This is a genomic window from Methylophilus sp. YYY-1 (assembly GCF_029132825.1).
In the GTDB taxonomy this organism is placed as follows: Bacteria; Pseudomonadota; Gammaproteobacteria; order Burkholderiales; family Methylophilaceae; genus Methylophilus; species Methylophilus glucosoxydans.
Genome location: NZ_WOVG01000002.1, coordinates 191,599 through 216,754 on the forward strand (window position 1 = coordinate 191,599; position 25,156 = coordinate 216,754).

24 protein-coding genes and 1 other RNA gene are annotated in these 25,156 nt (G+C 52.3%); 11 read left to right on the forward strand and 14 right to left on the reverse strand.

Going from position 1 to position 25,156, the window contains the following annotated elements:
* Positions 1-49: 49 nt before the first annotated feature.
* From GOC95_RS07545 to moaA, 5 genes are all read right to left on the reverse strand, one after another.
* Entirely contained in the window at positions 50-1,531 is a 1,482-nt protein-coding gene (locus GOC95_RS07545; RefSeq protein ID WP_275356535.1) for a HAMP domain-containing sensor histidine kinase, read from the reverse strand.
* A 6-nt stretch (positions 1,532-1,537) separates the two neighbouring features.
* On the reverse strand, positions 1,538-2,320 hold the full coding sequence (locus GOC95_RS07550; protein ID WP_275356536.1) for a TonB family protein: 783 nt from the start codon (positions 2,318-2,320) through the stop codon (positions 1,538-1,540).
* 89 nt (positions 2,321-2,409) lie between these two features.
* Positions 2,410-3,678, reverse strand: coding sequence for a gephyrin-like molybdotransferase Glp (gene glp, locus GOC95_RS07555; protein ID WP_275356537.1), 1,269 nt, complete (start codon positions 3,676-3,678; stop codon positions 2,410-2,412).
* Positions 3,675-4,253: a molybdenum cofactor guanylyltransferase MobA gene (gene mobA, locus GOC95_RS07560; RefSeq protein WP_194749167.1), complete on the reverse strand. Its 579-nt coding sequence runs from the start codon at positions 4,251-4,253 to the stop codon at positions 3,675-3,677. The genes glp and mobA overlap by 4 nt, the downstream gene beginning before the upstream one ends.
* The gene (gene moaA, locus GOC95_RS07565; RefSeq protein ID WP_275356538.1) at positions 4,253-5,263 is read right to left on the reverse strand and encodes a GTP 3',8-cyclase MoaA; all 1,011 of its coding nucleotides are present in this window, start codon (positions 5,261-5,263) and stop codon (positions 4,253-4,255) included. The genes mobA and moaA overlap by 1 nt, the downstream gene beginning before the upstream one ends.
* A 131-nt stretch (positions 5,264-5,394) precedes the next feature.
* Here moaA and GOC95_RS07570 point away from each other — a divergent pair, with 131 nt between their 5' ends.
* Genes GOC95_RS07570 through GOC95_RS07590 form a run of 5 tightly spaced genes read left to right on the forward strand, consistent with a single transcriptional unit; the run spans position 5,395 to position 11,497 of the window.
* On the forward strand, positions 5,395-5,874 hold the full coding sequence (locus GOC95_RS07570) for a formate dehydrogenase subunit gamma (RefSeq protein WP_275356539.1): 480 nt from the start codon (positions 5,395-5,397) through the stop codon (positions 5,872-5,874).
* Positions 5,867-7,432, forward strand: coding sequence for an NADH-quinone oxidoreductase subunit NuoF (locus GOC95_RS07575; protein WP_275356540.1), 1,566 nt, complete (start codon positions 5,867-5,869; stop codon positions 7,430-7,432). The genes GOC95_RS07570 and GOC95_RS07575 overlap by 8 nt, the downstream gene beginning before the upstream one ends.
* Before the next feature lie 18 nt (positions 7,433-7,450).
* Positions 7,451-10,342: a formate dehydrogenase subunit alpha gene (fdhF, locus tag GOC95_RS07580; RefSeq protein WP_275356541.1), complete on the forward strand. Its 2,892-nt coding sequence runs from the start codon at positions 7,451-7,453 to the stop codon at positions 10,340-10,342.
* Positions 10,342-11,244: a formate dehydrogenase accessory sulfurtransferase FdhD gene (gene fdhD / locus GOC95_RS07585; RefSeq protein ID WP_343223972.1), complete on the forward strand. Its 903-nt coding sequence runs from the start codon at positions 10,342-10,344 to the stop codon at positions 11,242-11,244. The genes fdhF and fdhD overlap by 1 nt, the downstream gene beginning before the upstream one ends.
* Positions 11,245-11,299: 55 nt before the next feature.
* Positions 11,300-11,497, forward strand: a complete 198-nt coding sequence (locus tag GOC95_RS07590; RefSeq protein ID WP_275356542.1) for a formate dehydrogenase subunit delta — start codon at positions 11,300-11,302, stop codon at positions 11,495-11,497.
* A 42-nt stretch (positions 11,498-11,539) separates the two neighbouring features.
* On the opposite strand, the gene GOC95_RS07595 is transcribed toward GOC95_RS07590, so the two are convergent.
* The 4 genes from GOC95_RS07595 to trxA form a co-directional block, all read right to left on the reverse strand.
* Positions 11,540-13,225 carry a glycosyl transferase gene (locus GOC95_RS07595; RefSeq protein WP_194749172.1) on the reverse strand — a complete coding sequence of 562 codons (1,686 nt, stop codon included), beginning with the start codon at positions 13,223-13,225 and terminating at the stop codon, positions 11,540-11,542.
* A gap of 123 nt (positions 13,226-13,348) precedes the next feature.
* On the reverse strand, positions 13,349-13,549 hold the full coding sequence (gene rpmE / locus GOC95_RS07600) for a 50S ribosomal protein L31 (protein WP_018987393.1): 201 nt from the start codon (positions 13,547-13,549) through the stop codon (positions 13,349-13,351).
* Positions 13,550-13,652: 103 nt separating this feature from the next.
* Positions 13,653-14,912 (reverse strand): transcription termination factor Rho, encoded by a 1,260-nt coding sequence (rho, locus tag GOC95_RS07605; RefSeq protein ID WP_194749173.1) that lies wholly within the window; start codon positions 14,910-14,912, stop codon positions 13,653-13,655.
* Positions 14,913-14,993: 81 nt separating this feature from the next.
* Positions 14,994-15,320 (reverse strand): thioredoxin TrxA, encoded by a 327-nt coding sequence (trxA, locus tag GOC95_RS07610; protein WP_194749174.1) that lies wholly within the window; start codon positions 15,318-15,320, stop codon positions 14,994-14,996.
* A 323-nt stretch (positions 15,321-15,643) separates the two neighbouring features.
* Between trxA and GOC95_RS07615 the strand changes: the two genes are divergently transcribed.
* Positions 15,644-16,090, forward strand: coding sequence for a TlpA disulfide reductase family protein (locus GOC95_RS07615; RefSeq protein WP_275356543.1), 447 nt, complete (start codon positions 15,644-15,646; stop codon positions 16,088-16,090).
* Between the two features lies 1 nt (position 16,091).
* On the opposite strand, the gene GOC95_RS07620 is transcribed toward GOC95_RS07615, so the two are convergent.
* The 3 genes from GOC95_RS07620 to GOC95_RS07630 form a co-directional block, all read right to left on the reverse strand.
* Positions 16,092-16,379 carry a DUF3579 domain-containing protein gene (locus GOC95_RS07620; protein ID WP_194749175.1) on the reverse strand — a complete coding sequence of 96 codons (288 nt, stop codon included), beginning with the start codon at positions 16,377-16,379 and terminating at the stop codon, positions 16,092-16,094.
* Positions 16,380-16,504: 125 nt separating this feature from the next.
* Positions 16,505-17,074 (reverse strand): BON domain-containing protein, encoded by a 570-nt coding sequence (locus GOC95_RS07625; RefSeq protein ID WP_275356544.1) that lies wholly within the window; start codon positions 17,072-17,074, stop codon positions 16,505-16,507.
* A 79-nt stretch (positions 17,075-17,153) separates the two neighbouring features.
* On the reverse strand, positions 17,154-17,510 hold the full coding sequence (locus GOC95_RS07630) for a YraN family protein (RefSeq protein ID WP_194749177.1): 357 nt from the start codon (positions 17,508-17,510) through the stop codon (positions 17,154-17,156).
* Between the two features lie 92 nt (positions 17,511-17,602).
* On the opposite strand from GOC95_RS07630, the gene rsmI reads away from it, so the two are divergent.
* Both rsmI and pyrC read left to right on the forward strand, forming a co-directional pair.
* Positions 17,603-18,460 (forward strand): 16S rRNA (cytidine(1402)-2'-O)-methyltransferase, encoded by an 858-nt coding sequence (gene rsmI, locus GOC95_RS07635; RefSeq protein WP_275356546.1) that lies wholly within the window; start codon positions 17,603-17,605, stop codon positions 18,458-18,460.
* Positions 18,461-18,472: 12 nt separating this feature from the next.
* Positions 18,473-19,507, forward strand: coding sequence for a dihydroorotase (gene pyrC / locus GOC95_RS07640; RefSeq protein ID WP_275356547.1), 1,035 nt, complete (start codon positions 18,473-18,475; stop codon positions 19,505-19,507).
* Here the strand turns inward: pyrC and ung are convergent.
* Positions 19,504-20,196, reverse strand: coding sequence for a uracil-DNA glycosylase (ung, locus tag GOC95_RS07645; protein ID WP_275356548.1), 693 nt, complete (start codon positions 20,194-20,196; stop codon positions 19,504-19,506). The genes pyrC and ung overlap by 4 nt on opposite strands.
* A gap of 61 nt (positions 20,197-20,257) precedes the next feature.
* On the opposite strand from ung, the gene rnpB reads away from it, so the two are divergent.
* The 3 genes from rnpB to GOC95_RS07660 all read left to right on the forward strand — a co-directional run bounded on the left by rnpB (position 20,258) and on the right by GOC95_RS07660 (position 23,859).
* Positions 20,258-20,600: RNase P RNA component class A (gene rnpB / locus GOC95_RS07650), an RNA gene on the forward strand.
* A gap of 412 nt (positions 20,601-21,012) precedes the next feature.
* Positions 21,013-22,587: a diguanylate cyclase gene (locus GOC95_RS07655; RefSeq protein ID WP_275356549.1), complete on the forward strand. Its 1,575-nt coding sequence runs from the start codon at positions 21,013-21,015 to the stop codon at positions 22,585-22,587.
* Between the two features lie 105 nt (positions 22,588-22,692).
* Entirely contained in the window at positions 22,693-23,859 is a 1,167-nt protein-coding gene (locus GOC95_RS07660; protein ID WP_275356550.1) for a mechanosensitive ion channel protein MscS, read from the forward strand.
* A gap of 69 nt (positions 23,860-23,928) precedes the next feature.
* On the opposite strand, the gene GOC95_RS07665 is transcribed toward GOC95_RS07660, so the two are convergent.
* On the reverse strand, positions 23,929-25,125 hold the full coding sequence (locus GOC95_RS07665) for an outer membrane protein transport protein (RefSeq protein ID WP_343223973.1): 1,197 nt from the start codon (positions 25,123-25,125) through the stop codon (positions 23,929-23,931).
* Positions 25,126-25,156 lie beyond the last annotated feature (31 nt).

A 25,156-nucleotide genomic window follows, 5' to 3' on the forward strand; every position in this document is an offset into this window, starting at 1 on the left:
AATCGCATATTCACCGCCTGCGATCAAGCATCTCACGAGAGGTGGATGATTATTGCGGTAATAAGATAGTAATGCGGGTACCTGTGCCTGCGCCACTTTCAAAAGACATGCTCCCGCCGAGCTCTTCGCAAACTTTAAATGCAAAAGGAATGCCGAGACCCGTGCCGAACCGTTTGGTGGTGGGGCCCGGTGTCAGTGCATGCGGATCAGGCTTGAACGGCATGCCTGGCCCCTGGTCGATAATCAACAGGGTTAGCAAGTGATCATGTAGCGCACATTGCAGCTGAATCTCGGCGCCTTTGGGAGAAGCCTCTGTCGCGTTTAGAAGCAGGTTGTATAGCATTTGTTCCAGTAAATGCTCGTCGGTCAAAATCAATTGTTGCACCGTGTCACTGTTTTCTTGCAACCTGATCTGCTTTTCATTCAGTTTGGGATGCAGGGTAGTGACCGCACCTTGAACGATATTGGATAGCCGCAGCTGATTGAGCATAGGCTTGATCGGATGCAGATAAGACAGCAGGCTGCCGGTCCAGCGCTCAAGCCGGTCTACGGTATGGATAATGCCTTGAATCGATTCCACGGTGTCCTTGTCCAGCTGCGGGTCATCAATGACCTGCGCAGTAGCGCGGATACTCGCCAGGGGATTGCGGATGTTATGCGCCAGCATAGGCACCAACAGGCCAAGTGCCGCCTGTTTCTCGCTCTTGACCAGGGCATCGCGGCTGGCGGCCAGGTCTTCGGCCATTTTATTGATTTCGCGTGACAGCATCGCCAGCTCCTCGGCACCAGCTTCTGGCACCTGATGGGTGAGGCTGCCGCCACTGATGGCATTGGTGGCTTGCATAATGTCATTTATCGGGCGCACGATAGACTCTTTGAGGATGCGTCTGGAATAGACAATCAGCACGCAAGCCAGTAACAGCGGCAAAGACAAAACGGCAATGGAGTTACTTCTGGCTTCATCCAGCCTGTGCTTGATTTCACCTTGCTTGATCATGAGCAGGCGTTCTGCCCGCTTGGACACCTCTTCATAATGCTTGAAGATGCCGGTTTCAATATCCTGATAAATCGACTTCTGGGCATTACGGTCGGGATTGTTCTGGTAACGATAGAACAGCGCAGGCGCTTCATTCACCAGGTTGCGGTATTTATGCTCAATCTCCATCAAGGCATCACGTTCTTCCTGGTCCAGCGCGATCGACTGCAGGCGCTCCATATGGATCAGAATCGACGTGGTGTATTGGTTGTATTCATTGAGCGCATTCGTCTCCTGCAAAAAAAATGCATCAAACAACTCTTTCATTTGCCGGTAAAGGTCGCCACGTACCAGGTAGATTTCCTGGATCACGACATTGATGCGCTGGGATTGTTTGGAGGCTTTGTCCCACAAATAGATGCCGTAAGCGCCACTGGCGACGGCGAGGACGATCAGTGCAATAAAATAGATGTCATGAAAAAGCAATAATAAGCGCAGCGGCTTGTCATGTTGCCAGTGGGGAGAGGAGCTTGTCTGCTTGCGCTTGAACAGCATGTGCACCTAACTGGACAGTTTGAAGCTGACCGTGACAATAATGTTATTGATTCTGCCACGTAGTATTTCATGAAAATGGGGTTTCAGCTGCGATTTTTGCGCTGCCGCCAAGGCTGCGTCATCAATGGCTTTGTTGCCGCTGGACTCGACGACTTCGATATTGGTGATATTGCCATGATCGTCAATGTTGATGCTTAATTTGACATCGCCCTCTATGCCTCTGTCTTGCGCAATCCGCGGGTAGCGCTGGTTTTTCTTCAGCTCACGATGCGCCGCACTTCTAAACGCATTACGCGCGGCGTCAATATCCCCTTCGCTGGGCCCAGAGGCTTTGACTGGTTCTGGTGGCGCAGGGGGGGCGGGGGGCGGCACCACGACTTCAGACTTGGTTTCACTGACGCTGGGCTTGGCGGCAATCACAGCCGGGGCTGGTGATTCCACTACGGGGCGGGGCGTTTCTACCGCTTGCTCTGGCATAGGCGACGGTTTTTGCGGCGTCACCGGTTTTTGCTCAACGGGCTTGGGTTCTAGCTTTGGAGGCTGTGGCTGCGGTTTGGGAGGGGTGGGTTTGACCACTTCAGGTTCTGCTGGTGCAGGTGGCGCGGGCGTGACCGCGGGTGGTTCTGGTTTGACCAGCTCAATCCGAATTTCTTGCTTGTTTGGGGGCGGCAGGTCGTAATCAGGTTTGGGTAGGGTAAACATGATCAAGGCATGTATCAGGAGTGAGGCAATCAGGCACCACTCTAATAAATGACTGAATTGTTTTGTTTCTTTTAAAACGGCTTGCACGCCAATATCCCTTTTGATGACCCCCAACGCAAGCCGACACTATAAGCTATTTTTGAATCTTCTTGCCAGCTTGCAGATACAAGGATGCCTTAGAAAATGCCGGTGAAAGGTTGTACTTCAACCCAACTGCCTGCGGGTAGCGGCCCTGAGGCTTCATCGAGCAAGATAAAGCAATTGGCCTGACTCATGCTGCTTAAAATACCGGAGCCCTGCTCGCCTGTGGTTTTTACCTTCCAGTCTGCACCGTCCTTAAACAGGATACCGCGCTGAAACTCGGTACGACCTGCGGCCTTTTTAATCGGGCTCACGCACGCAACCTTGAAGGAAGGTTGTGCGCGCTCATGGCTTCCCATCAAGGTTTTTAACGCCGTTTGCACAAACTGGTAAAACGTTACCATCGTGGCGACCGGATTGCCGGGCAAGCCAAAATAATGCGCTTGTCCCAGCTTGCCATAAGCCAGCGGTCGCCCTGGCTTCATGTTGATTTTCCAGAACAGCACCTGACCATGGGTGGCGAGCAGTTGTTTCATGAAGTCCGCTTCACCCACAGACACGCCGCCACTGGTGATGACCACATCAAAGCGGGCGGCGGCTTGCAATAGGGTATGCTCCAAGGTTTGGGGATTGTCGGCAATATTGCCCAGGTCCTCGACCTCTGCGCCCAGGGCTTGCAACATGCCCCACAGGCTATAGCGGTTACTGTCGTAAATTTGTCCTGCTTGCAAGGGCTGGCCTACGCTCACCAGTTCATCGCCCGTGGTAAAAAAGGCCACTTTAAGACGCCGGTAAACCTCAATTTCTGCGACACCCAGCGAGGCGAGCAAGCCCATGTCTGCCGGTTGCAACGTGTGGCCAGTAGCAAGGACGGTTTGCCCGATAGCGATGTCTTCACCCATTAGGCGAATATTGGCGCCTTTGCCAGGCAATTTTTGGATGCTGACATGCTCGCCGGTTACTGTTGCATGCTCTTGCATCACGACGGTGTCAGCGTCTGCCGGAATCACTGCCCCGGTCATGATTTTGATACAGCCACCCGCAGGAATCGTGCCGTTAAAAGGCTTGCCGGCAAACGCCGTGCCGACGATACGCAATGGCTGCGAGGCTTCAGCGAGCCTGAAAGCAAAGCCATCCATGGCTGAATTGTTGTGACCTGGCACATTGAGTGTAGAGGCGATAGGGCTGGCGAGCACCCGTCCCAAGGCTTGTTTAATCGAAAGGCATTCGGTCTGTTGCACAGGCGTCAGGAATTGTTGAATGTATTGTCGCGCTTGCGATACCGACATGGCATTTGGGTCATAATCCTCTGCGCCCGCCGGGTCGTGGGCCAATTGACGTAATAAATCTGGTGTCTGGTTCATAGCGATGATGATGGCCGTTCATTAATGTTAGTAAACGCTTGCTCATCTTCAAAGCTCACGAATACATGTGGATGTTGCGCTTGCCATGCGCTCACTTTGCGCTGGCCTTGCTCGAGAAAATGATCCAAATCCTCGCGCAGGGCGCGTGGCATCAGGCAGAAAACGGGGTGTGTTCCACTCTGGCTGCGTGCAATGGCCAGCCCATGGGCTTGCTTGTGCAGGTGTTGTGTTTGTTCCAGGGCAGTCTTGAGACGGCTGACCAGATCCAGCGGCAGCAGCGGCGAATCGCAGGGGACACTCACAATCCACTCGGTGCTGGCATGATGCATCCCTGCTTGCATGCCTGCCAAAGGCCCGTCAAATTGGTCATTGGCATCGGCGACCACAGGGATGCCAAAACGCTGGTACTCGTCCAGATGGCGGTTGGCATTGATGATGACATGATTCACTTGCGGCTGGATGCGCTCCAGCACATGTGCGACCAGTGGTTTGCCCTGGTAATCCACCAGACCTTTGTCCACGCCCCCCATGCGCAAGCCACGCCCCCCGGCAAGAATCACTGCGGTAATCTGCATTAACCACCTGTGTGCGACATAAAACGGATCACAGCGGGTCCTGCACGCTGTAAATCAAAGTCATGGCCTTTGGGTTTGATGTGCATGCCGTGCAAAATCGCTTCTATCAGGGGCTGGTCATCGTCGGGATGCGCACGCAACAGCGGCAATAAATTCACCTGATGGTCCTGGCCCAGGCATAAAAATAATTCTCCCTGGCAGGTAATGCGTACCCGGTTGCAATTTTCACAAAAATTGTGGCTATGCGGTGAAATAAAGCCGATTCTGGTCGCTTGGCCATTGACCTGCCAGTAGCGCGCGGGGCCACCTGTTTGATGGGTGCTCGGCGTCAGTGAGAACTTACTTTTAAGCAGTGCCAGGGTGTCTTTATTGCTGACGCAGCTCTGTTCACGGTCATGCGCCACTTCGCCCAAGGGCATCTCTTCAATAAAGCTGATATCTATGCGTTTTTGAATGGCGAAGTTCACCAGGGCTTCGGCTTCATCATCATTGATGCCGCGCATCAATACCGAATTGAGCTTTATGTTTTCAAAACCGGCGGCGATGGCCGCTTCAAGACCGCCCAGCACTTTGGATAACTCACCTACCCGGGTGATCGCCTTGAAGCGGTCAGCCTGCAAGCTGTCGATGGAAATATTGATGCGTTTGACGCCTGCCGCCTTCAATGCCTGCGCGTATTTATCCAGTTGGCTGCCATTGGTGGTAATGACGCACTCCTCCAGACCGGGCAAATGTCCAATTTCCTCAAACAGCCACAGTGCATTTTTGCGTACCAGCGGTTCGCCGCCGGTGATGCGAACTTTACGCACGCCCATACGGACAAACAATTTAACCAAGCGTGCACACTCTTCCAGTGACATGACCTTGTGACGGGGTAAAAACGTCATGTCCTCTGCCATGCAGTATTGGCAGCGGAAATCGCAGCGGTCAGTAATCGACAGGCGTATGTAGTCCACCTGTCGGCCAAACTGGTCGATCAATTGGGTGGGCAGAGTGGCTGGCGTATGCATTGCAATCATTAAAATTTAAAGTAATCAGCATTTTATGCCCTTTTTTTGCTTTAACAAGGCATAAATAGAGGATATGATGCCAGGGTGATAGAATGTAACTGAATTGTAACTCGTTAAGATGTGAGGTCGGTTTGGATAACACATTAAGCCATGAACAGCATGCGCAAATTCAAGCGCATATTCAAGCACACCAGCATGTACCGGGCGGCTTAATGCCTCTGCTACATGCGATTCAGGATGATATTGGCTATGTGCCGGAAACCGTCTATCCTGACATTGCCAAAGCCCTGGCGCTCTCGGTGGCCGAGGTGCACGGCGTGGTGAGTTTCTATCATCATTTCCGTACGCATCCGGTCGGCAAGCATGTGTTGCAAGTCTGCCGCGCGGAATCCTGCCAGGCCATGGGTTCAGAGAGGCTTGAAGCCGAATTAAAAGCAAGGCTAGGCGTGGACTATCATCAAACCACCGCTGACGGCACACTGACCTTGCTCCCGGTCTATTGTCTGGGTAATTGCGGCTGTTCCCCGGCCGTTATGCTCGATGAAGAGGTCTATGGCCGCATGAATACGCAAAAAGTGACTGAACTGATTGCCGAGGTATGTCATGGTTAAGATCTATGTCCCAATCGACTCGACAGCACTGTCTTTGGGTGCTGAGCGTACCGCGAAAAAAATCCTCCAGGAAGCCCAGGCGCGAGGCCTCGAGATTACGCTGGTGCGTAATGGCTCTCGTGGCCTGTTCTGGCTGGAACCTCTGGTAGAAGTAGAGAGTGCGCAAGGGCGCGTCGCTTTTGGCCCGGTGTCGCCCGCAGATGTCGCAGGCTTGTTTGATGCCGGGTTTACTCAGCCCTTGGCAGACCAGGCGAAAGCCCATCCCTTATATCTCGGCTTGACTGAAGAGCTGGCCTGGCTCAAAAAACAGCAACGACTGACCTTTGCCCGGGTGGGGATCACTGATCCATTGTCTCTTGAGGACTACCTCGCGCATGATGGCTATCAAGGACTCAAAAATGCGCTGACCATGTCCGGCGCTGACATAGTCAAAGCGGTGACTGACTCAGGCTTGCGTGGCCGGGGTGGTGCCGCTTTTCCGACCGGCATCAAGTGGAATACCGTGCTCAATGCGCCCGCTGAACAAAAATACGTCGTCTGTAATGCGGATGAGGGCGATTCTGGCACCTATTCTGACCGCATGATCATGGAAGACGATCCGTTTGTGCTGATTGAAGGCATGACCATCGCCGGCATTGCGGTCGGCGCAACGCAGGGCTATATCTACTTGCGCAGTGAATATCCGCATGCCTTGAAAACACTGAATGAGGCGATCCGCAAGGCCAATCTTGCCGGGTATCTGGGCGAGAATATTCAGGGCTCAGGCCGAACGTTTCACCTGGAGGTGCGCCGTGCGGCAGGCGCTTATGTGTGTGGCGAAGAGACTTCTTTGCTGGAAAGCCTGGAAGGCAAGCGAGGGCTGGTGCGCTTCAAGCCGCCACTGCCTGCCATTGAAGGCTTGTTTGGCAAGCCGACCATTGTCAATAACGTGATTTCGCTGGCTACCGTACCGATTATTCTGGATAAGGGTGCGCAATACTATGCGGATTACGGCATGGGGCGTTCGCGCGGCACCCTGCCTATCCAGCTGGCGGGCAATTTAAAACACACCGGCCTGGTCGAGCTGGCATTTGGTGCGACCTTGCGCGAATTGCTCTACGACTATGGTGGTGGTTCAGCGACCGGGCGGCCGATTCGCGCCGTGCAAGTCGGCGGTCCGCTGGGGGCCTATTTGCCAGAGAGTCAGTTTGATACGCCACTGGATTATGAAGAGTTTGGCAAAATCTGGGCGGTACTCGGTCATGGCGGCATCGTCGCCTTTGACGACAGTGTCGACATGGCGAAAATGGCCCGCTATGCCTTTGAGTTTTGCGCCGAGGAAAGCTGCGGCAAATGTACGCCATGCCGGATTGGCTCTACCCGTGGCGTAGAGGTAATGGACAAAATTATGCTGGGCAACAATCGCGCCAAGCAAGTGCATTTGTTGCGTGATTTGTCTGACACGATGCTTAACGGTTCCCTGTGCGCCTTGGGCGGGATGACGCCTTACCCGGTCTTGAGCGCATTGAACCATTTCCCTGAAGACTTTGGATTAAGTGGTAAAGAGGCTGCAGCCTAGGCAGCAAAGGACATTATTATGGACGATATCAAGTATTCCTCTTCGCAGCCGCAATCCCTCAAGTATGACCCAGACAAGGATTACGGTACGCCAAAATCAGACAGCGCAGTGATGGTGACCCTCAATATCGATGGGGTGGATGTTACTGTGCCCGAGGGCAGTTCTATCATGCATGCGGCGCAGTTGGGCGGCGTCACCGTGCCCAAGCTCTGTGCTACCGATTCCCTTGAGCCGTTTGGTTCCTGCCGGCTGTGTCTGGTCGAGATCGAAGGCCGTCGCGGCTATCCGGCCTCTTGCACGACGCCAGTCGCCCCCGGGCTTAAGGTGAAGACGCAAACTCCTAAATTGGCGGATGTGCGCCGGGGCGTCATGGAATTATATATTTCTGACCATCCGCTGGATTGTCTGACCTGTGGCGCCAATGGGGATTGCGAGTTGCAGGACATGGCAGGTGCGGTTGGTTTGCGTGAAGTCCGCTATGGCTACGAAGGCGAAAATCATCTGGGCCAGGCCAAAGATGAGTCCAATCCCTACTTCACATTTGATCCTTCCAAATGTATTGTCTGTTCACGGTGCGTGCGGGCCTGTGAAGAAACGCAGGGCACCTTTGCCTTGACCATTCAAGGTCGCGGCTTTGACAGCAAGGTCTCTGCCGGCAACAAAGACTTTCTGGAGTCAGAATGTGTCTCCTGTGGTGCGTGTGTGCAAGCCTGTCCGACCGCCACATTAATGGAAAAAACCGTGATTGAGGCAGGCACGCCTGAGCACAAAGTGACAACGACTTGTGCCTATTGCGGCGTTGGTTGCAGTTTTGATGCAGAAATGAAAGGTGAGCAGGTTGTCCGCATGACGCCGAGCAAAGCAGGCGGGGCCAACCATGGTCACAGCTGCGTCAAAGGCCGCTTTGCCTGGGGCTATGCGACGCATGCGGATCGCATTACTACGCCCATGATACGCAAGAGTATTCATGATCCCTGGCAAAAAGTGAGCTGGGATGAGGCAATTAATTATGCCGCCAGTGAAATTCAGCGTATCCAGCAAGCCTATGGCAAAGAGGCCGTGGGCGGAATTACTTCCAGTCGTTGCACCAATGAAGAAGTCTATGTCACACAAAAACTGATCCGTGCCGTGTTCGGTGTGAATAACGTCGATACCTGTGCCCGTGTGTGCCACAGCCCGACTGGCTATGGCCTCAAGCAAACCCTGGGGGAGTCCGCAGGTACACAGACCTTCGATTCCGTGATGAAATCAGATGTGATTTTCGTCATGGGGGCCAACCCTACCGATGGTCACCCGGTGTTTGGCTCAATGATGAAACGCCGTCTGCGTGAAGGGGCCAAGTTGATTATCGTCGATCCACGTGAAATCGACCTGGTTGCTAATTCTCCCCATATTCGTGCCGACTACCATCTCAAGCTGCGGCCTGGGACCAATGTGGCCATGATTTCAGCCATTTCACATGTGATTGTGACTGAAGGATTGGTGCAAGAGGACTTTGTTAAAGCGCGCTGCGAATGGGATTCTTATGTGGCCTGGCGTGATTTTGCTGCCAAGCCTGAAAACTCTCCAGAAGCATTGGAAAAAGAATTGGGCGTGCCTGCCAACGAGGTGAGAGAAGCTGCACGCTTGTATGCCACCGGCGGCAATGCGGCAATTTACTACGGGTTAGGGGTCACCGAGCACAGTCAAGGTTCGACCACGGTGATGGGCATAGCCAACCTGGCGATGGCAACCGGCAATGTCGGGCGTGAAGGTGTGGGTGTGAATCCCTTGCGTGGTCAAAACAATGTACAAGGCTCTTGTGACATGGGATCCATGCCGCATGAGTTCCCTGGCTACCGTCATGTGTCTGATGATGAAACTCGGGCGCAGTTCGAGCAGGCATGGGGCGTTAAACTGAGCGCTGACCCCGGGCTGCGTATTCCCAATATGCTGGACTTGGCCGCTGAAGGCAGTTTTAAGGCGGTGTATTGCGTGGGTGAGGATATTGCCCAGTCAGACCCTGACACCCAGCACGTGACCCATGCACTGGAGAATATGGAATGTGTGATTGTGCAGGACTTGTTCCTGAACGAAACTGCCAAATTCGCGCATGTATTCTTCCCGGGCGCGTCCTTCCTTGAGAAAAACGGGACCTTTACCAATGCCGAACGCCGCATTTCCCCAGTGCGTAAAGTCATGACCCCCAAGAATGGGATGGAAGATTGGGAGATTACTGCCAGATTCTCGACCGCCTTGGGTTACCCCATGCATTACGCCCATGCCAGCGAGATCATGGATGAAATCGCTGCCTTGACCCCTACATTTGCTGGGGTCAGCTTCAAGAAACTGGACGAGTTGGGCAGTATCCAGTGGCCCTGCAATGACGAGGCGCCAGAGGGGACGCCGACCATGCATGTGGATGCGTTTGTGCGCGGCAAGGGCAAGTTCTTTGTTACTCAATATGTGCCTACCACCGAGCGCGTCAACCAGAAATACCCATTGATCCTGACCACCGGCCGTATCCTGTCGCAATATAATGTGGGTGCACAAACTCGACGCACACAAAACGTGGTTTGGCATCATGAGGATGTGATTGAGATTCATCCGCACGATGCTGAGGATCGCGGGATTGTTGAAGGCGATTGGGTGGGGATTACCAGCCGCGCCGGGCAGACCGTGTTGCGCGCCAAGATTACCGAGCGGGTACAACCTGGCGTGGTCTATACCACGTTCCACCATCCTGAGTCCGGTGCCAATGTCATTACCACCGACAACTCGGATTGGGCGACCAATTGCCCAGAGTACAAGGTCACGGCAGTACAGGTGTCCAAGGTGAACCAGTTGTCTGATTGGCAGAAACAGTATCGTTCATTCAGCGATACCCAAATTGAGTTGTCCGGCATGGATCCGCAGACGGTTGTTTCCTGATGAGCGAGGCCATTAAGGAGGCTGAGGCACAATGTCGCCTGTCAGCCTATCAGGAAATGCCGGTGCAGCCTGCTGAGCAGGCAGTCACGACGCTGGCGGTGACGCGCTGGCGTCAGGGCGAAGTGACTGTGGTCGCCGACGCCTTGGCGCAAGAAGTCCCGATTGCGTTTGTGTACAACGGGATATCGCATGTGGTGATGATGGCCACGCCGGCAGACCTCGAAGATTTTGCCTATGGCTTTTCGTTTACCGAAGGCATTATTACTGCGCGCAAGCAGATTTATGGTGTAGACGCTAAAGCGATTGAGGATGACGATGGTCAATTACAAGGCATTGAGCTGCACATAGAGTTAGCCACAGAACAATTTGTTTTGCTTAAGGCGCAGCGCCGTAATCTGACTGGCCGCACGGGTTGTGGCTTATGCGGTGCAGAAAGTTTGCAACAAGTATTCAAGCATCCTGGCATGACGGCATCAGCGCCCACCAGACTGGATGCGGCCGTGATAGCCAACGCGCTGGCAGCGTTGCAATCACAGCAGCCACTGCAACAGATGACAGGCGCAACGCATGCCACAGCACTTGCCGACAAACAGGGCAACATTGTGTGCGTGCGGGAAGATGTCGGCAGGCATAATGCGCTGGATAAACTGATCGGTTGCTTGTTGCGCCAGCAAGTCGAGTGGACTGCATGCTGGCTGGATCACTGGGTGCTGACGACCAGTCGCGCCAGTTATGAAATGGTACAGAAAGTGGCGATGGCCGGTGGTCAGGTGTTGGTGGCCATGTCTGCGCCCACCGCCCTCGCCGTCAACCTGGCCAAGGAATATGGTTTTTTACTGGTTGGCTTTGCCAGAGCAGGCCAATGTGTTGTGTATAGTGGTGAGCTTGGCCAAACAAGCTAAGCCGGATAGTCACTGGAAAGCGTGTAGAGAGATGGATGTCGAAAAGTTAATTAAAATGGCTAATCAGATTGGCGATTTTTTTGAGGCAAATCCTGATGCCGAGGAAGCGCAGCGTGAAATTGCCAGCCACCTGAAAAAATTCTGGAATTCGGTCATGATCAACAGCCTGGTCAGCCATGTGCAGCAACATCAGGGGCAAGGCTTGCATCCGCAAGTGATTGCGGCCGTGCAGCAATATGTAAAATTGTCTTGAAGTGAAAACGGCGACCTGAAGGTCTGGTCGCCGTTTTCTGTATTACTTGTGGTGTCGCTGTAATAATCTGAAAGACTCGCGATTCTGGCGGGTCTGCTCCCCCTCCCAAATGACGCGCCATTCATCCCCGGGCAACACGTGGCGTTTGCCAGGCTGGTCTTCAATCAGGTACAAATCACAGTCTGCCGGTTTTGCAGTCGCCTGGGTTTGCAGGCGTATCTTGGCATGATAGTGCAATAACTCCTCTTGCGAGCTGCCTATGTTTTGCGCATAAATACATTGGTAATGCGTTGGCAAATGCTTGCGCAAGTCTTCAAACAGGGGCTGATAGGTGCGCGCCGCTTCTATCATCGGGAGCCAGAGACTCATGAATACGGTCCAGGCACAGGTCATGCCGATGGCCCAGTTTGTGGCGCTGGATCGGTTGGAGTGTTTGGAACGCAAGACAATAGATAACCAGATCAGGGTCACGGCTACCGCAATCGCACCGTAGAGCAGGCTGAATGGAATCATTTGCAGGCCGGACAGGTAGCTCAGACGCTGATACAGTTTGACGGGGGTGCCATTGAGCATGGCCCACCAACCCAGCCAGGCAATTGCAATCAACAGGCCAAACAAGATCAATCCAAACCAGTTTAAGGCACCCGCTGCGCCACGTTTGAGCGTTTCTATGCTGCCAGCTGCCAGCACGGTCAGCGGGACCAGCAAGGGCAAGGCATTCACTTCACTGCGGTCGCTATAAAAGCCGATCAGTACAAAGGCCACGGTAAAAAAGATCAGTCCCAATTGAAAGCGGTAGGTGCTCAGCACGCTCTGGCGGAAGCGCCAAACGCCCCACATGGCAAAAGGGAGTGCTGGCCAGGCATACCAGGCCAAGGTGCGGACAAAGTAAGCATGCTTTGTCGGGAGTTGCACTTGCCATTGCGATTGCCACCAGGTCTGCCAAAGTTCGGGAGCCCATTGCTGGCATAGCGAGCACCACAGCCAGATGCCAGGTACTGCAAGCAGCACGCCTGCCAGTAAGGCTTGGGATTGTGCACGATGTTGACGAATGGCAGGCAATAGCAGCAGGCAAGCCGTCGTCCCGATAATGGTGAGTGCAGGCAATACGCCACCCGCCAGAAATGAGATCAGCAAGCCTGCCCCTAGCAAGCCTGCAGCACGTAATGGCTTGCGGATGACGAGTGCCAGGGCGTAAAACGCCATGGTGATGCCACTCAAGGCCGCCACGGCCGGCATCATGGTGTGGGCGCTCACCACCAACCCCAAGCAACCTATGAAAATGAAATTGGTTTGTCTGCCAACACCAAAGTTCCACAGCTCCCGCCCACTCAAGCCCATCATGATCAGTGTCAGCAACATCCAGACACCAACACTCAGTCGGGCTGCATCATGTATAGGTAAAAATGGGGAGAGCAGATGCGCAAAACCAGTTGCGACCCAGTAAAACAAGGGCGGGGTTTCCAGGGCAGGGTGGCCTGCCGATACTGGCGCAATCCAGTAGCCTTCGGTCCAGCTTTGCATGGACAGGAACGGATGTTCAAACAGACTTTGGACGATACTGGCCGTCTGCGACTCGAACGGCTTCCAGGGTGAATGCCCTATCAGGCCCACGCACAACCAGATGGCACAAAGCAGGATCAGCAAATGCGTTTTTGCCCGCTCACCGACCTTGGCGCGCGGGGTAGCCATGTTTTCTTGCCAGTCGTGGTCAATGTAAAACTGCATGGTGGAATACAGATCGCGAAGTAAACGCCCTTAACAAGAACAGATCATCAGCTCAAGCTTAATGCCTATAGATTAAAACAAAAAAGGCAGCCATGCTGCCTTTCTGGACGATCTTCGCCGAAATTACATGCCGTATTTTTGGCGGAATTTCTCAACGCGACCAGCGGTGTCCACGATCTTCTGTTTACCAGTGTAGAACGGGTGGCACTGTGAACAGACTTCAATGTTCAAGTCTTTGCCGTTAGTAGAACGGGTTTTAAATTTGTTGCCACAGCTACATGTGACGTTGATTTCCGGGTAATTTGGGTGAATATCAGCTTTCATGCTTTCTCTCTAATCTTAAGCAGTTGCAGTAAACGCGCGATTATCTATGAATTCGTCTGTTTTATCAAGCACAATCTCAAAAATATTTGTATCGTTGGCAGCATTAGCCGCGACGCATACTGTCAAAAAAGTCGTTGTTGCTCTTGGTTGCCTTGATTTTATCAAGCAAGAATTCCATCGCCTCGAGGTCGTCCATGGGGTAGAGCAATTTGCGCAATACCCAGATTTTCTGCAATACATCTTTATCCAGCAACAGCTCTTCGCGGCGGGTGCCGGACTTGTTGACGTTGATCGCCGGATAAGTGCGTTTCTCGGCCATGCGTCTATCCAGATGGATTTCCATGTTGCCGGTGCCTTTGAATTCTTCGTAGATCACATCGTCCATGCGTGAGCCGGTATCAACCAGCGCCGTGGCAATGATGGTCAGCGAACCGCCTTCCTCGACGTTACGTGCCGCACCAAAGAAGCGTTTGGGTTTTTGCAGGGCATTGGCGTCCACACCACCGGTCAAGACCTTGCCGGAAGACGGGATGACTGTGTTGTACGCACGCGCCAAACGCGTGATGGAGTCGAGCAGGATGACGACATCTTTTTTGTGCTCAACCAGGCGTTTGGCTTTTTCCAGTACCATTTCAGCCACTTGTACGTGGCGGGTGGCCGGTTCGTCAAAGGTTGAAGCCACCACTTCGCCACGCACTGAGCGGGTCATCTCGGTCACTTCTTCCGGGCGCTCGTCGATCAGCAACACAATCAGAATACAGTCAGGATGGTTGGCCGTAATCGCGTGTGCAATATTTTGCAGCATGACTGTTTTACCGCTTTTCGGACTGGCGACCAGCAAGGCGCGCTGACCTTTACCAATAGGTGCAATCATGTCGATCACACGGCTGGTGATGTTCTCTTCACCGCGGATATCGCGTTCCAGCGTCAGTGGGATGGTCGGGAATAGCGGGGTCAGGTTCTCAAACAGAATCTTGTGTTTGGTATTCTCGGGCGCCTCGGCATTGACGCTGTCTACCTTGACCAGTGCAAAGTAACGTTCGCCTTCTTTAGGCGTGCGGATTTCACCTTGAATGCTATCACCGGTGTGCAGGTTGAAGCGGCGAATCTGTGAAGGGGAGACGTAAATGTCGTCCGGACCTGCCAGGTAGGAGGTATCGGGTGAGCGCAAAAAGCCAAAACCGTCAGGCAACACTTCCAGCGTGCCATCACCAAAAATGCTGTCGCCCTTTTTTGCCTTATTTTTAAGGATGGCAAAAATGAGATCCTGCTTGCGCATACGGCTCGCATTTTCAATGTCGTTGGCGATCGCCATTTCGACCAGTTCGGTCACAGGAAGGTGTTTAAGGTCGGATAGGTGCATGAATAACTCGCAAGATTGAAAAACATCTGAGAGATTGAAAAGGAAACCCGGTTTCGCAGACGTTGAAACCGGGTAAAGAAGTTAGATGTTGCTGTCGATGAACGCGCTGAGTTGAGATTTGGACAAGGCACCCACTTTGGTGGCTTCAACATTGCCGTTTTTGAATAACATCAGTGTAGGAATGCCACGGATACCATATTTGGGCGGTGTGTTCTGGTTGTCATCAATGTTGAGCTTGGCAACTTTCAGGCGACCCGCATACTCTTTGCTGATCTCATCCAAAATCGGCGCAATCATCTTGCAAGGTCCGCACCATTCTGCCCAGTAATCAACCAGTACCGGAATCGTGGATTGCAATACTTCTTGTTCAAAGCTGGCGTCGCTTAAATGGGTAATGTTGTCGCTCATTATTGCCTCTTAAGATTGGTGAAGGATGTAAGTCAATAGTAGACAGGGTATCAACAGAAAAATTCTGAATGTGTTTGACTAAATATTGTTTAGGCTAAACGTTATTTGAATCAGTTGAATCAATTATTTTTGAATGAGTAATTTGCTGAAAACTGAAATTACTAAAAAGATTGCAGCTAGTATAGCAACAGTTTTCAAGCATAATCAAGTTTTTCCCTGCATTATTGTTTGTAAATGCGGCATATCTTCATTAAAAACAAGAGGGCTTGATGTTATTTAACATGTTGCGCATCGGATGGCTGAGTCTATGGCTATTATCAAGCATGAGCGAGACCCAGGCGCAGGAGGCAACCAGGGACTGGGTGATGCAGGATATGGCTGGTCATAAACATCAGCTTTCCCATTACAAGGGGCGTTGGCTGGTGGTGAATTACTGGGCCCCCTGGTGTCCGCCCTGTCTTGAAGAAATGCCTGAACTGGTGACGTTTTATGATGCCCATGTTAATCAAAACGTGATGGTGCTCGGGGTGGCGGTCCAGTATGAGTCTGTGGCCTCAGTCAAGAAGTATGCCGATGATATGCTGATTTCTTATCCGGTGGTGCTCGGTGAGGCGCAAAAGCCGACGGCTCACAAGCCTGAAGTTTTGCCCACCACCTATATTTATGCGCCAGATGGCCGCTTGTATCAAGTTAAACGCGGCGCGTTGAGTCGCGCCTGGTTAGAGCAGTTACTCAAGGAATCCGCGTTTAATGTCCCCGTAAAGCCCTAGTCTAAATGTTGACTGCTTCGCCGGCTGGGTTGATCACGCTCAACTGGTTCTCTTTTGCAAACTGCATCAGCTGCTCAAAGCCAGCCGGATTCACGTCTTTAAGCTTCATATCCACAGACAGGCTGCGTACATTGTTGACCAGTTTGGGTTTCAAATAGGGCGAGTAGCGCAGCTTCTTGTCAACGCCAAAGCTGGCATAGGTGCTGCACATACGGTCTACCCAGTCGCTCGGGCGGAAAGGTTTCCCCGCCAGTGTGATGCCTTGAATAATAATTTCCTGAGTTTCCATGCGGATTCCTTAAAAAATACAAATTAATAGTCAGGGGTAAGCGTTATCAGTACGAGCACTGGGATGCATAAAAACCTCACAGAAGGACTGCAATGTTTGCGCATCGCGACTGATGCCGCCTATCCTTAGTTGGTATATTCGAAAACTTTGACCACCTTGCTCACGCCTTCGGTGCTTCTGGCGATTTCGACGGCATCATTGGCCTCTTTTTCAGAAACGATGCCCATCAGGTAAACCACACCGGCTTCGGTCACGACTTTAACGACATTGGCCGGAAACAGATTTTCGCTGACAAAACGGGCTTTGACCTTGGTGGTGATGTAAGCATCATTGGTGCGGTCACTGATAGAAGAGGCAAAGCCTATGGTTAAGGCATTGTGTATGCTGCGTACGTTTGAGATTTCGCGGGTCAGCGTTTCAGCCTGGGCTTGTTGTCCGGCGTTAGGCACTTCGCCAGTCAGCAACACGATGCGGTTATAGCTGGTCACATTGATATGTGAAGCTTTATCCATATATTGCGACATGCGCTTCATTGTTTTGAGTTCAATATTCTCGTCTTCAACATAAATGCCTGAGGTGCGACGGTCTGCCGCCATTGAGCCACCGACTGCGGCACCGCCAACGACAGCCGGGAAGCAGCCTGTCAATTGCACGGTCAATAATACCAATGCGATCAGTGAGAGTTTTTTGATCATGAGAATTCCTTGTGATGACTAGGTGAAACAAACGGATGAGCTAATGTGACAGGCATTCAAGCATAAAATTCTACGCTTTTTATGTGTCGATTGCATTACGAATCCATTCTGGCGATTGGTAGCTGCTGTTGTCAAACAGAATGGCATCAAACCGGCAGGGCGGCTGGCGATTCAGGCTTTGCAGGTAATACTGCGCGGCGCGCAGCAGTTTTTGCTGCTTGTGATAATGAATACTGTCGGCCGCACTGGTGAATGCCCGGTTGCTGCGCAAGCGCACTTCTACAAACACCAGCGTGTTCTTTTCGTGCATGATGAGGTCAATTTCGCCATAGCGGCAGCTGTAATTTTGTGTCACCAGAGTGAGGCCCTGCTGTTGCAGAAAGCGCGCAGCGGCTTGCTCCGCAGCCAATCCCTGATTGTTTTGATTCAGCTTCATAGGGTTCTCACCAGAATAATGCCTGCATTTGGGTTGTTGAATACGCAATGAAACAACTTAGCGAATTGCCTGCGATGGCATAAAATAGCGCGATGACACAGTCAGGCACATTATATGTAGTTGCGACGCCTATCGGCAATCTGGGCGATATCACGCAGCGCGCAATCAGCACATTGCAGCTGGTGGATGCGATTGCCGCAGAAGATACCCGGCATACGGTGGGGTTGTTAAGGCATTTGGGCATCAGCAAGCCTTTACTGGCGGTGCATGAACACAACGAGCAGCAATCGGCACAAGGCTTGATCAAGCGTCTGCAGGCGGGGGAGTCGATTGCTCTGGTGACCGATGCCGGTACACCTGCTGTCAGTGATCCTGGTGCGCTGGTAGTACATGCGGTGAGGCAGGCAGGATTGGCGGTGGTGCCGATTCCAGGCGTGAGCGCTGTCATTACGGCATTGTCGGCCGCAGGCATCGCACAGCCCGGTTTTTACTTTGAGGGTTTTTTGCCTGCCAGTGGCTCGCAGCGGCGCAAGCGATTAGAGATATTGAAAACGTTGCCAACCACGCTGGTGTTTTACGAGGCTCCCCATCGCATTGTGGAATGTGTTACTGACCTGGCCGCTGTGCTGGGTGGTCACCGTCAGCTGACGCTGGCGCGCGAGCTGACCAAGACCTTCGAGACCATACACACCTGTGGCTTGGCCGAAGCGGTCGCCTGGTTGCAGGCAGACCCCAACCAGCAACGTGGCGAGTTTGTCTTGCTGGTGCATGCTGATGTGCAGGAAAAAGCCCAGGGCATGGATGACGAAACATTAAGGATACTGCAGCGCCTGTTACAGGAGTTGCCCCTCAAGCAGGCGGTGGCACTGGCAACTGATATCACTGGCCAGAAAAAAAATGAACTCTATGAAGCGGCGCTGGCGTTCAAGGTCGCCAATACTCATGAATAAAGGTATGAATGCATGACAACCAAAATTACCCTCACCCGTCCCGATGACTGGCATTTGCATCTCAGAGATGGTGAAGGCTTGAAAGCCGTATTGCCGGATACGGCTAAACAGTTTGCACGCGCCATCGTGATGCCCAACTTGCGGCCACCTGTGACCACCGCCGAGGCCGCGCTGGCTTACTATCAGCGCATTAAACAAGCCTTGCCAGCCGGCATGGTGTTCGAGCCCCTGATGACGCTGTATCTTACAGATAATACGCCTGCCAGTGAAATTGCTGCGGCACGTCAATCTGGGGTGGTGCATGCGGTCAAACTGTATCCGGCGGGCGCTACGACCAACAGTGACTCAGGCGTGACCAGCCTGCAAAAATGTGCAGCCGCATTGGCCGAGATGGAAAAGCAGGGCATGCCCTTGCTGATACACGGTGAAGTCACCGATGGTGATGTCGATGTGTTTGACCGTGAAAAAGTATTTATCGAGCGCCATTTGCAACCGCTGCTCAAGGATTTTCCTGGTCTTAAGGTGGTGTTTGAGCATATCACCACGCAAGACGCCGCCGAGTTTGTGGCGGCCGGGCCAGCCAATCTGGCCGCCACCATCACCGCCCATCATTTGCTGATGAACCGCAACGCCATGTTTACTGGTGGTATCCGTCCGCATCATTACTGCCTGCCGGTGCTTAAGCGAGAAACGCATCGCGCCGCACTGGTCAATGCCGCGACCTCCGGTTCGCCCAAATTCTTTTTGGGGACAGACAGCGCACCACATCCAAAATCTGCCAAAGAGGCCAGCTGTGGCTGCGCAGGCATGTATACCGCGCATGCGGCGATTGAGCTTTACGCCGAAGCCTTTGAAGAGGCGGGCGCGCTGGATAAGCTCGAAGGTTTTGCCAGCTTTTATGGCCCGGATTTTTACCATCTGCCACGCAATACCACCCAGGTGACCTTGCTCAAACAAAGCTGGCTGGTGCCTGAGAGCATTCCCTTTGCGGATGATGCGCTGGTGCCCTTGCGCGCCGGGCAGGCTGTGGCGTGGAAGCTGGTTTAAAGTTGCCAGTTGATCGGCGCTTGGCCCTGTGCAGCCAGATAGGCATTGATTTTGGAAAACTGGTGATTGCCAAAAAAACCACGGTGCGCCGAGAGCGGTGAAGGGTGCACCGATTTTAAAACCAGATGTTTATTGGGGTCTATCATGGCCCCTTTCTTTTGTGCGTAGCTGCCCCACAGCACAAACACCAGGCCTGTCCGCTGTGCATTCAATGCAGCAATCGCCGCATCAGTAAACTGCTCCCAGCCACGGTTCTGGTGCGAACCGGCAATGGCCATTTGCACCGTCAGGGTGGCATTCAGTAACAGCACCCCTTGATCCGCCCAAGGTGTCAGGTCGCCACTCCCACTCATGCGCACCCCAAGATCGGCTTCAATCTCTTTAAAAATATTCATGAGTGATGGAGGAAGTGCGACGCCCGCAGGCACGGAGAAGCTTAGGCCATGGGCTTGCCCCGGCCCATGGTAAGGGTCCTGGCCGATAATCACCACGCGTACTTTATCGAAGGGCGTGTGATTAAAGGCATTAAAAATCAGGGGGCCTGGCGGGAAAATGGTTTTACCGGCCGCTTTTTCCTGTTGCAAAAAAGCCTTGAGCGAGTGCATATAAGGCTGATCGAATTCTGCGCCAAGCACGGCTTGCCAGGTCGGGTCCAGCTGGCCGGGTTTTTCTGTTGAGGTCATGAGCATTCAAGTCCAGGATAATTTCGCACATTATAGGGTGTTCGTTCAGGCATGGTAAAATAGCACTGAAGCCAACCAGACAGTCGCCGCCTGTGCAAACAGGGGGAGGAAAGTCCGGGCTGCACAGAGCGGGATGACGGCTAACGGCCGTACGCTGAAAGCTGGCAACAGTATAAGGCGAGGAATAGGGCCACAGAGACGAGTAAGCCTCTTTAGTGAGGTGGATGTGAAACGCGGTAACCTCCATCTGCAGCAATATCAAATAGGCTGGCATTTTACGCAAGTAATAAGGCGTGGCTCGCGCTGCCAGCGGGTAGATAGCTTGAGCGTGTGAGTAATTGCACGCCTAGAGGAATGACTGTCAGCTACGCAAGTAGTTACAGAACCCGGCTTACCGGTTGGCTTTACTTTTTATTTTGCGATCACTTTCCAAGTGGTCGCTTCCTTGGCCTTAGATCAGGCCGCCTCACCCATCTATCCCTCAATGAGTCATGTGCTGTGGGCTGTTAAAGCATGCTGGGCCTCGACGGGGCTCTTCCTGACGCAGATGAAGACGCTTCAATCAACAATATAGTAGAGTCTCTACAACGGCTTGATATTCCTTTTAGTTCTACGGGAAGGTATTCGCGGGCTGTCACAGTTGCGGTGATTGATTTTCGATCAGTCTGGCGTTTTGCAAAGACGTGTTAAGGGTAGTCTGGCAGGTAGCCTTTGAAGCTGTGCGTTCGCGAGACTTTCTTGTATAGTTTGCGTATTAATCAATAAAAACGGTGATGGATGATGGGGATGTTGAGTAGCTTGGGCAGGGGGATCATAGCGATCATGATCGCTGTGCTGTCCATTGGCTTGGTGCAGGCCTCTCCTCAATCGATAGAGGGTGTCTGGTCGCTAGTCCATGCCTATAAAGGCGGGCAAAGTCCCCAGCAGTTTCTCTCTGATCCACTGCGTCAAAAGTACGCGCCTGTTGCGACGGTGAGTCCGAGAGGCGGGCATTATCTTTATATTGCTTCGTTTGAAATCAAGACAAACAACGCGTATGTGGTTGATTTCAAAAATACCAGTACCATAGAGTATTTCCAGCATCAGGTGTATGACGAGCAAGGGCATGAGGTGGCGAAGCTGGAAGGGGGGATTGGCCGTCGAATTGAGAATCCCTTTTTCTTGAGGCATGGCCGCAGTGTCAATCTGGCACCAGGCAAATATGTCTTGGCCACGCAACTGATTTCTACCAACTATTTGGCGATTCCCGAGCCTTATTTAGATGATGAGGCCAGCTACATGCATGCCATCAAGCGTGGAAATGCGCTGACGCTGTTTGGCTTGGGGGTCTTTTGGGGGTTGGGCATCTACTATACGGTACTGGCGACTAGCCGTAATCGTAAAGTGGAAGCCATGTATGCCATTTTTATTGCGGGTAATTTTCTTTTTAACAGTGCCGCCCTGCTTGTCCTTTCCGACCTGTTTAATCTTCACTCCATCTATTGGGCTTCGATGCCTATCCTGTTTTCCAGTATTGCGTACATCCTGTTTGTGATGCATTTGCTGGAAATCAATCCGTATCAACACAAGCGACTCTATGCGGCGGGGCGGGTGATTTTGGTGGTGATGGTCTTGTTTTTGTTGTTGGCCATTGCTTTCCCCAATTGGGCATTGGAGTTTTGCCGCTATGAAGTTGGGCTGTTTTTATGCTATGGGCTGGCTACGGCCATCAGGCAAAGCCAGCGTAAAAATGCCACTGCCAAACGCTATTTAATCGCGATTAGCCTGTTTTTTGTGTCGGGGATTATTACGATCAGCCTCAGCAAAATGCATCAACAGTTTGATTTGTATGTCGAACATCTGGGCCTGGTGAGTGTGGCCATTGAGGTGGTATTGCTGGCGTTGGTGCTTTCTTTTCAATTTGCCCAATTGCATAAAGAAAAAGAAGAGGCATTAGAGGCGCTGGGCATGACGGAGAAAGTAGCCAATTCGGATGCTTTAACCAGCCTGCCTAATCGCTATGCGTTTGTAAAAGCGCTGGATCGGCTACCCATGCAGAGTAGCCTGACCTTTATTGATCTGGATGGACTTAAGTTTTATAACGATCATTACGGGCATGCACGTGGAGATGAGTTGCTGATCTGCTTTGCAAAAAAATATCAGCATTATTTAGGCAGTACGCTCATCTTGTATCGATTGGGTGGGGATGAGTTTGCCGTATTAAGTCACAAAGGTGAGGTGGTCGTTGTAGAGCAGGCGTTGCAAGAGGCGGTTGAAAATATGCGCCGTGAGGGGTTTGAGTTTTCCGGGGCCAGCGCAGGGTCCGCCTATTATTATGAGGTTGATAATATCTCTGAGTTTATGCGTTTGGCGGATATGCGCATGTACGAAAATAAGCGCGTGCGCAAAATACAATAACAAAACAAGAGCCGTAAAATGGCAAGATCAGTTGCGCTAAGGATGCCATGTTCATCAGTGCGCAGCATTGGGGCAACACATTGTTAGTCAATCAAGGGGGAATTTATGTTTGCAGCTGCAACAAAACGTTCTGCGCTGGTGATGACCATTTTGGCGATGATACTCATCCCATTGATCTCATCCTGGTTTGCTTATCCATCTACGCATCTTCCGCCTGGCTTCGGTATTTTTCCGCCGCAGTTTGTTGAAGACCCGCCTGGCTTTAATTTGATCGTGTTTGTTGTCATTGCTCTGCTCGAAGCCGCGGTCGCGATTTTTTTACTCTTCCCGCAATGGTTTGGCTTTAAGCCGGTCGCACCTTCTCCGCAGCCTGTCCAGCGCGCCCTACCTTGGTGGTTTTGGGCCGGGATGGTGGTCACGCTGTTTTTCTGGTGGTTGATGTGGGCGCGTACGACCCCGTTTGGTGATCTGGTGTATTACGCGTTCACCCCCATGTGGTGGGGATTTATCTTTGTGCTCGATGGCCTGACATTTCGCTATGCGGGCGGCTACTCGCTGTTTGCCAGCCGCCCCAAGACATTTCTGATCAGTGCGGCTGTCTCGCTAGGCGGCTGGTATTTCTTTGAGTATTTTGATTATTTTGCCTTGGGTAACTGGTACTACCCCAATACAGATGATATTCCTGCATTAAGCCATGCCAAGATCGTATGGATTTTTCTGTTTGCGTATACCACTGTGTGGCCGGCGATTTTTGAGTGGTATACCTTGCTTAATGCGTTTCCAAAATTTGTCGCACGCTATGCACAAGGTCCAGCGCTCTCACTGCCGGCCAAGCCGATGTTATACCTGAGCTTTGTCTTGTTGGCTGCCGTACCGTTCTGGCCATATCCATTATTTTGGGCCATGTGGATTGCGCCTTTAATCGGCATTAGCGCCATATTGATAATGCGTGGCATCTGGACGCCATTTACCGATGTCGCAAAAGGCAATTGGAGTCCAGTGCTATTAATGGCGCTGAGTGCCATCATTAACGGCTTGTTCTGGGAGGTGTGGAACTATGGTAGCGCGCATCCCGTATTGCCGGTCACCAACCCTAATTATTGGGTATACGATATCCCTTACGTGAATGTGATACATATTTATGTCGAAATGCCGCTGCTGGGCTTTGCCGGTTATTTGCCGTTTGGGGTGCTCGCCTGGGTCATATTTCTCTGGGCGGGCAAGGTATTTGGATTTAATACTGACATTCTCAAGAGCGGTCAGGGACATTAAGGGCTAGCGCCATTGTCCAGTGAAAGTCATCTGGCAGGTTAAGCTGAACTCAGCTTAACCTGTGTCTGTTTACCACTGTTTGCTCAGCATCATGTGCAGGAAAAAACCGCCGTTATTCGCTTCGGTATTTTGTCCGAACACATTGCTATTGTAAGTCACGTCTTTGGGCAGCAGCCATTCGATACCACTAGTGATTTTCCAGTTGGGATCAAGCTTGCGAGCCATGCCCAGCGTGATGTGTTGTTCTAGGGTCGCCGCCAACAGCGCGCTGGAATTTTGCCTGGGTACCGGATTTTTACCATAGTTGTAACCTGCATATAGCGTCGTTTTGTCGTCGTAGCGATAGGCCGCGCCCAGGGCGTAGACCAGTTGATCATGCCAGTTCTGCGGGTTGACCGTTCTCAGTTGACTCGCTGCTGATGGATTGTCAGGATCTTGCCAGGTGGTGGTGACATCTTTAATGGCATCGCTCCATTGTATCCAGTTGATTTTGGCGGAGAGCAGCCAACGGTCATCCGGTTTGAATGCGGCACCAATCGCTACCTCGCGCGGCAGAGCAAACCCCTTAATGCTCAAGTCACGATAACGGACCACCCCAGATGCGCCATTATTCACCAATGATGTCCCGCCAGTCAGTGGCAATTCTGTTTTTTCGGTGTAGCTAAAGCCCAGTGTCCATTGCTCATCCAGTCGATATTGCACGCCTACCTTAAAGCCTGGGCGTATCGTATCTGCACCTTTGTTTTTAAACCCTGAAAATACGTTGTTCGGGACAGAAGTGTTGTAAAAAAAACCTTGCTTGATGCTGGCGTAATTGATGCTCAGTACGGCGCCGACGGATAAACGGTCATTCACCTGGCAAGCCATGCCCGGCGTGATTTTGGCGATACCAAACAAAGAGTACATTTCGTCATTGGTGCCAAACGGCGTGTTGATATGCTTAAACACCGCCCCGGCCCCGCCTTGGGTAAAAAAGCCGATGCCCGCAGTACAGGGTAGATCCTCCAGTGCTTGTGCATATCCGCCACCAGCCAATAAGGTGTAACGATTATCTGCGTGTTGGTCGTTGCGCGCGTCAACCTGTTCGAGATGGGTGGTGCGCAGCAGTGAGCCGTAAGCATCGAACTGCTTGCTTTTGATTTGCACCAGCCCGGCCGGGTTGGTATTCAGTGCGCTGGTATCCCTTGCCACAGCGGTATCCGCCCCGCCCATCAGGGTGGATTCAGCGCCGTAACCAATGAGCAGAATGCCATTGGTTGCCCGCACTGGCAGGCTCAGTGCCATTAAAAGGAGTGGG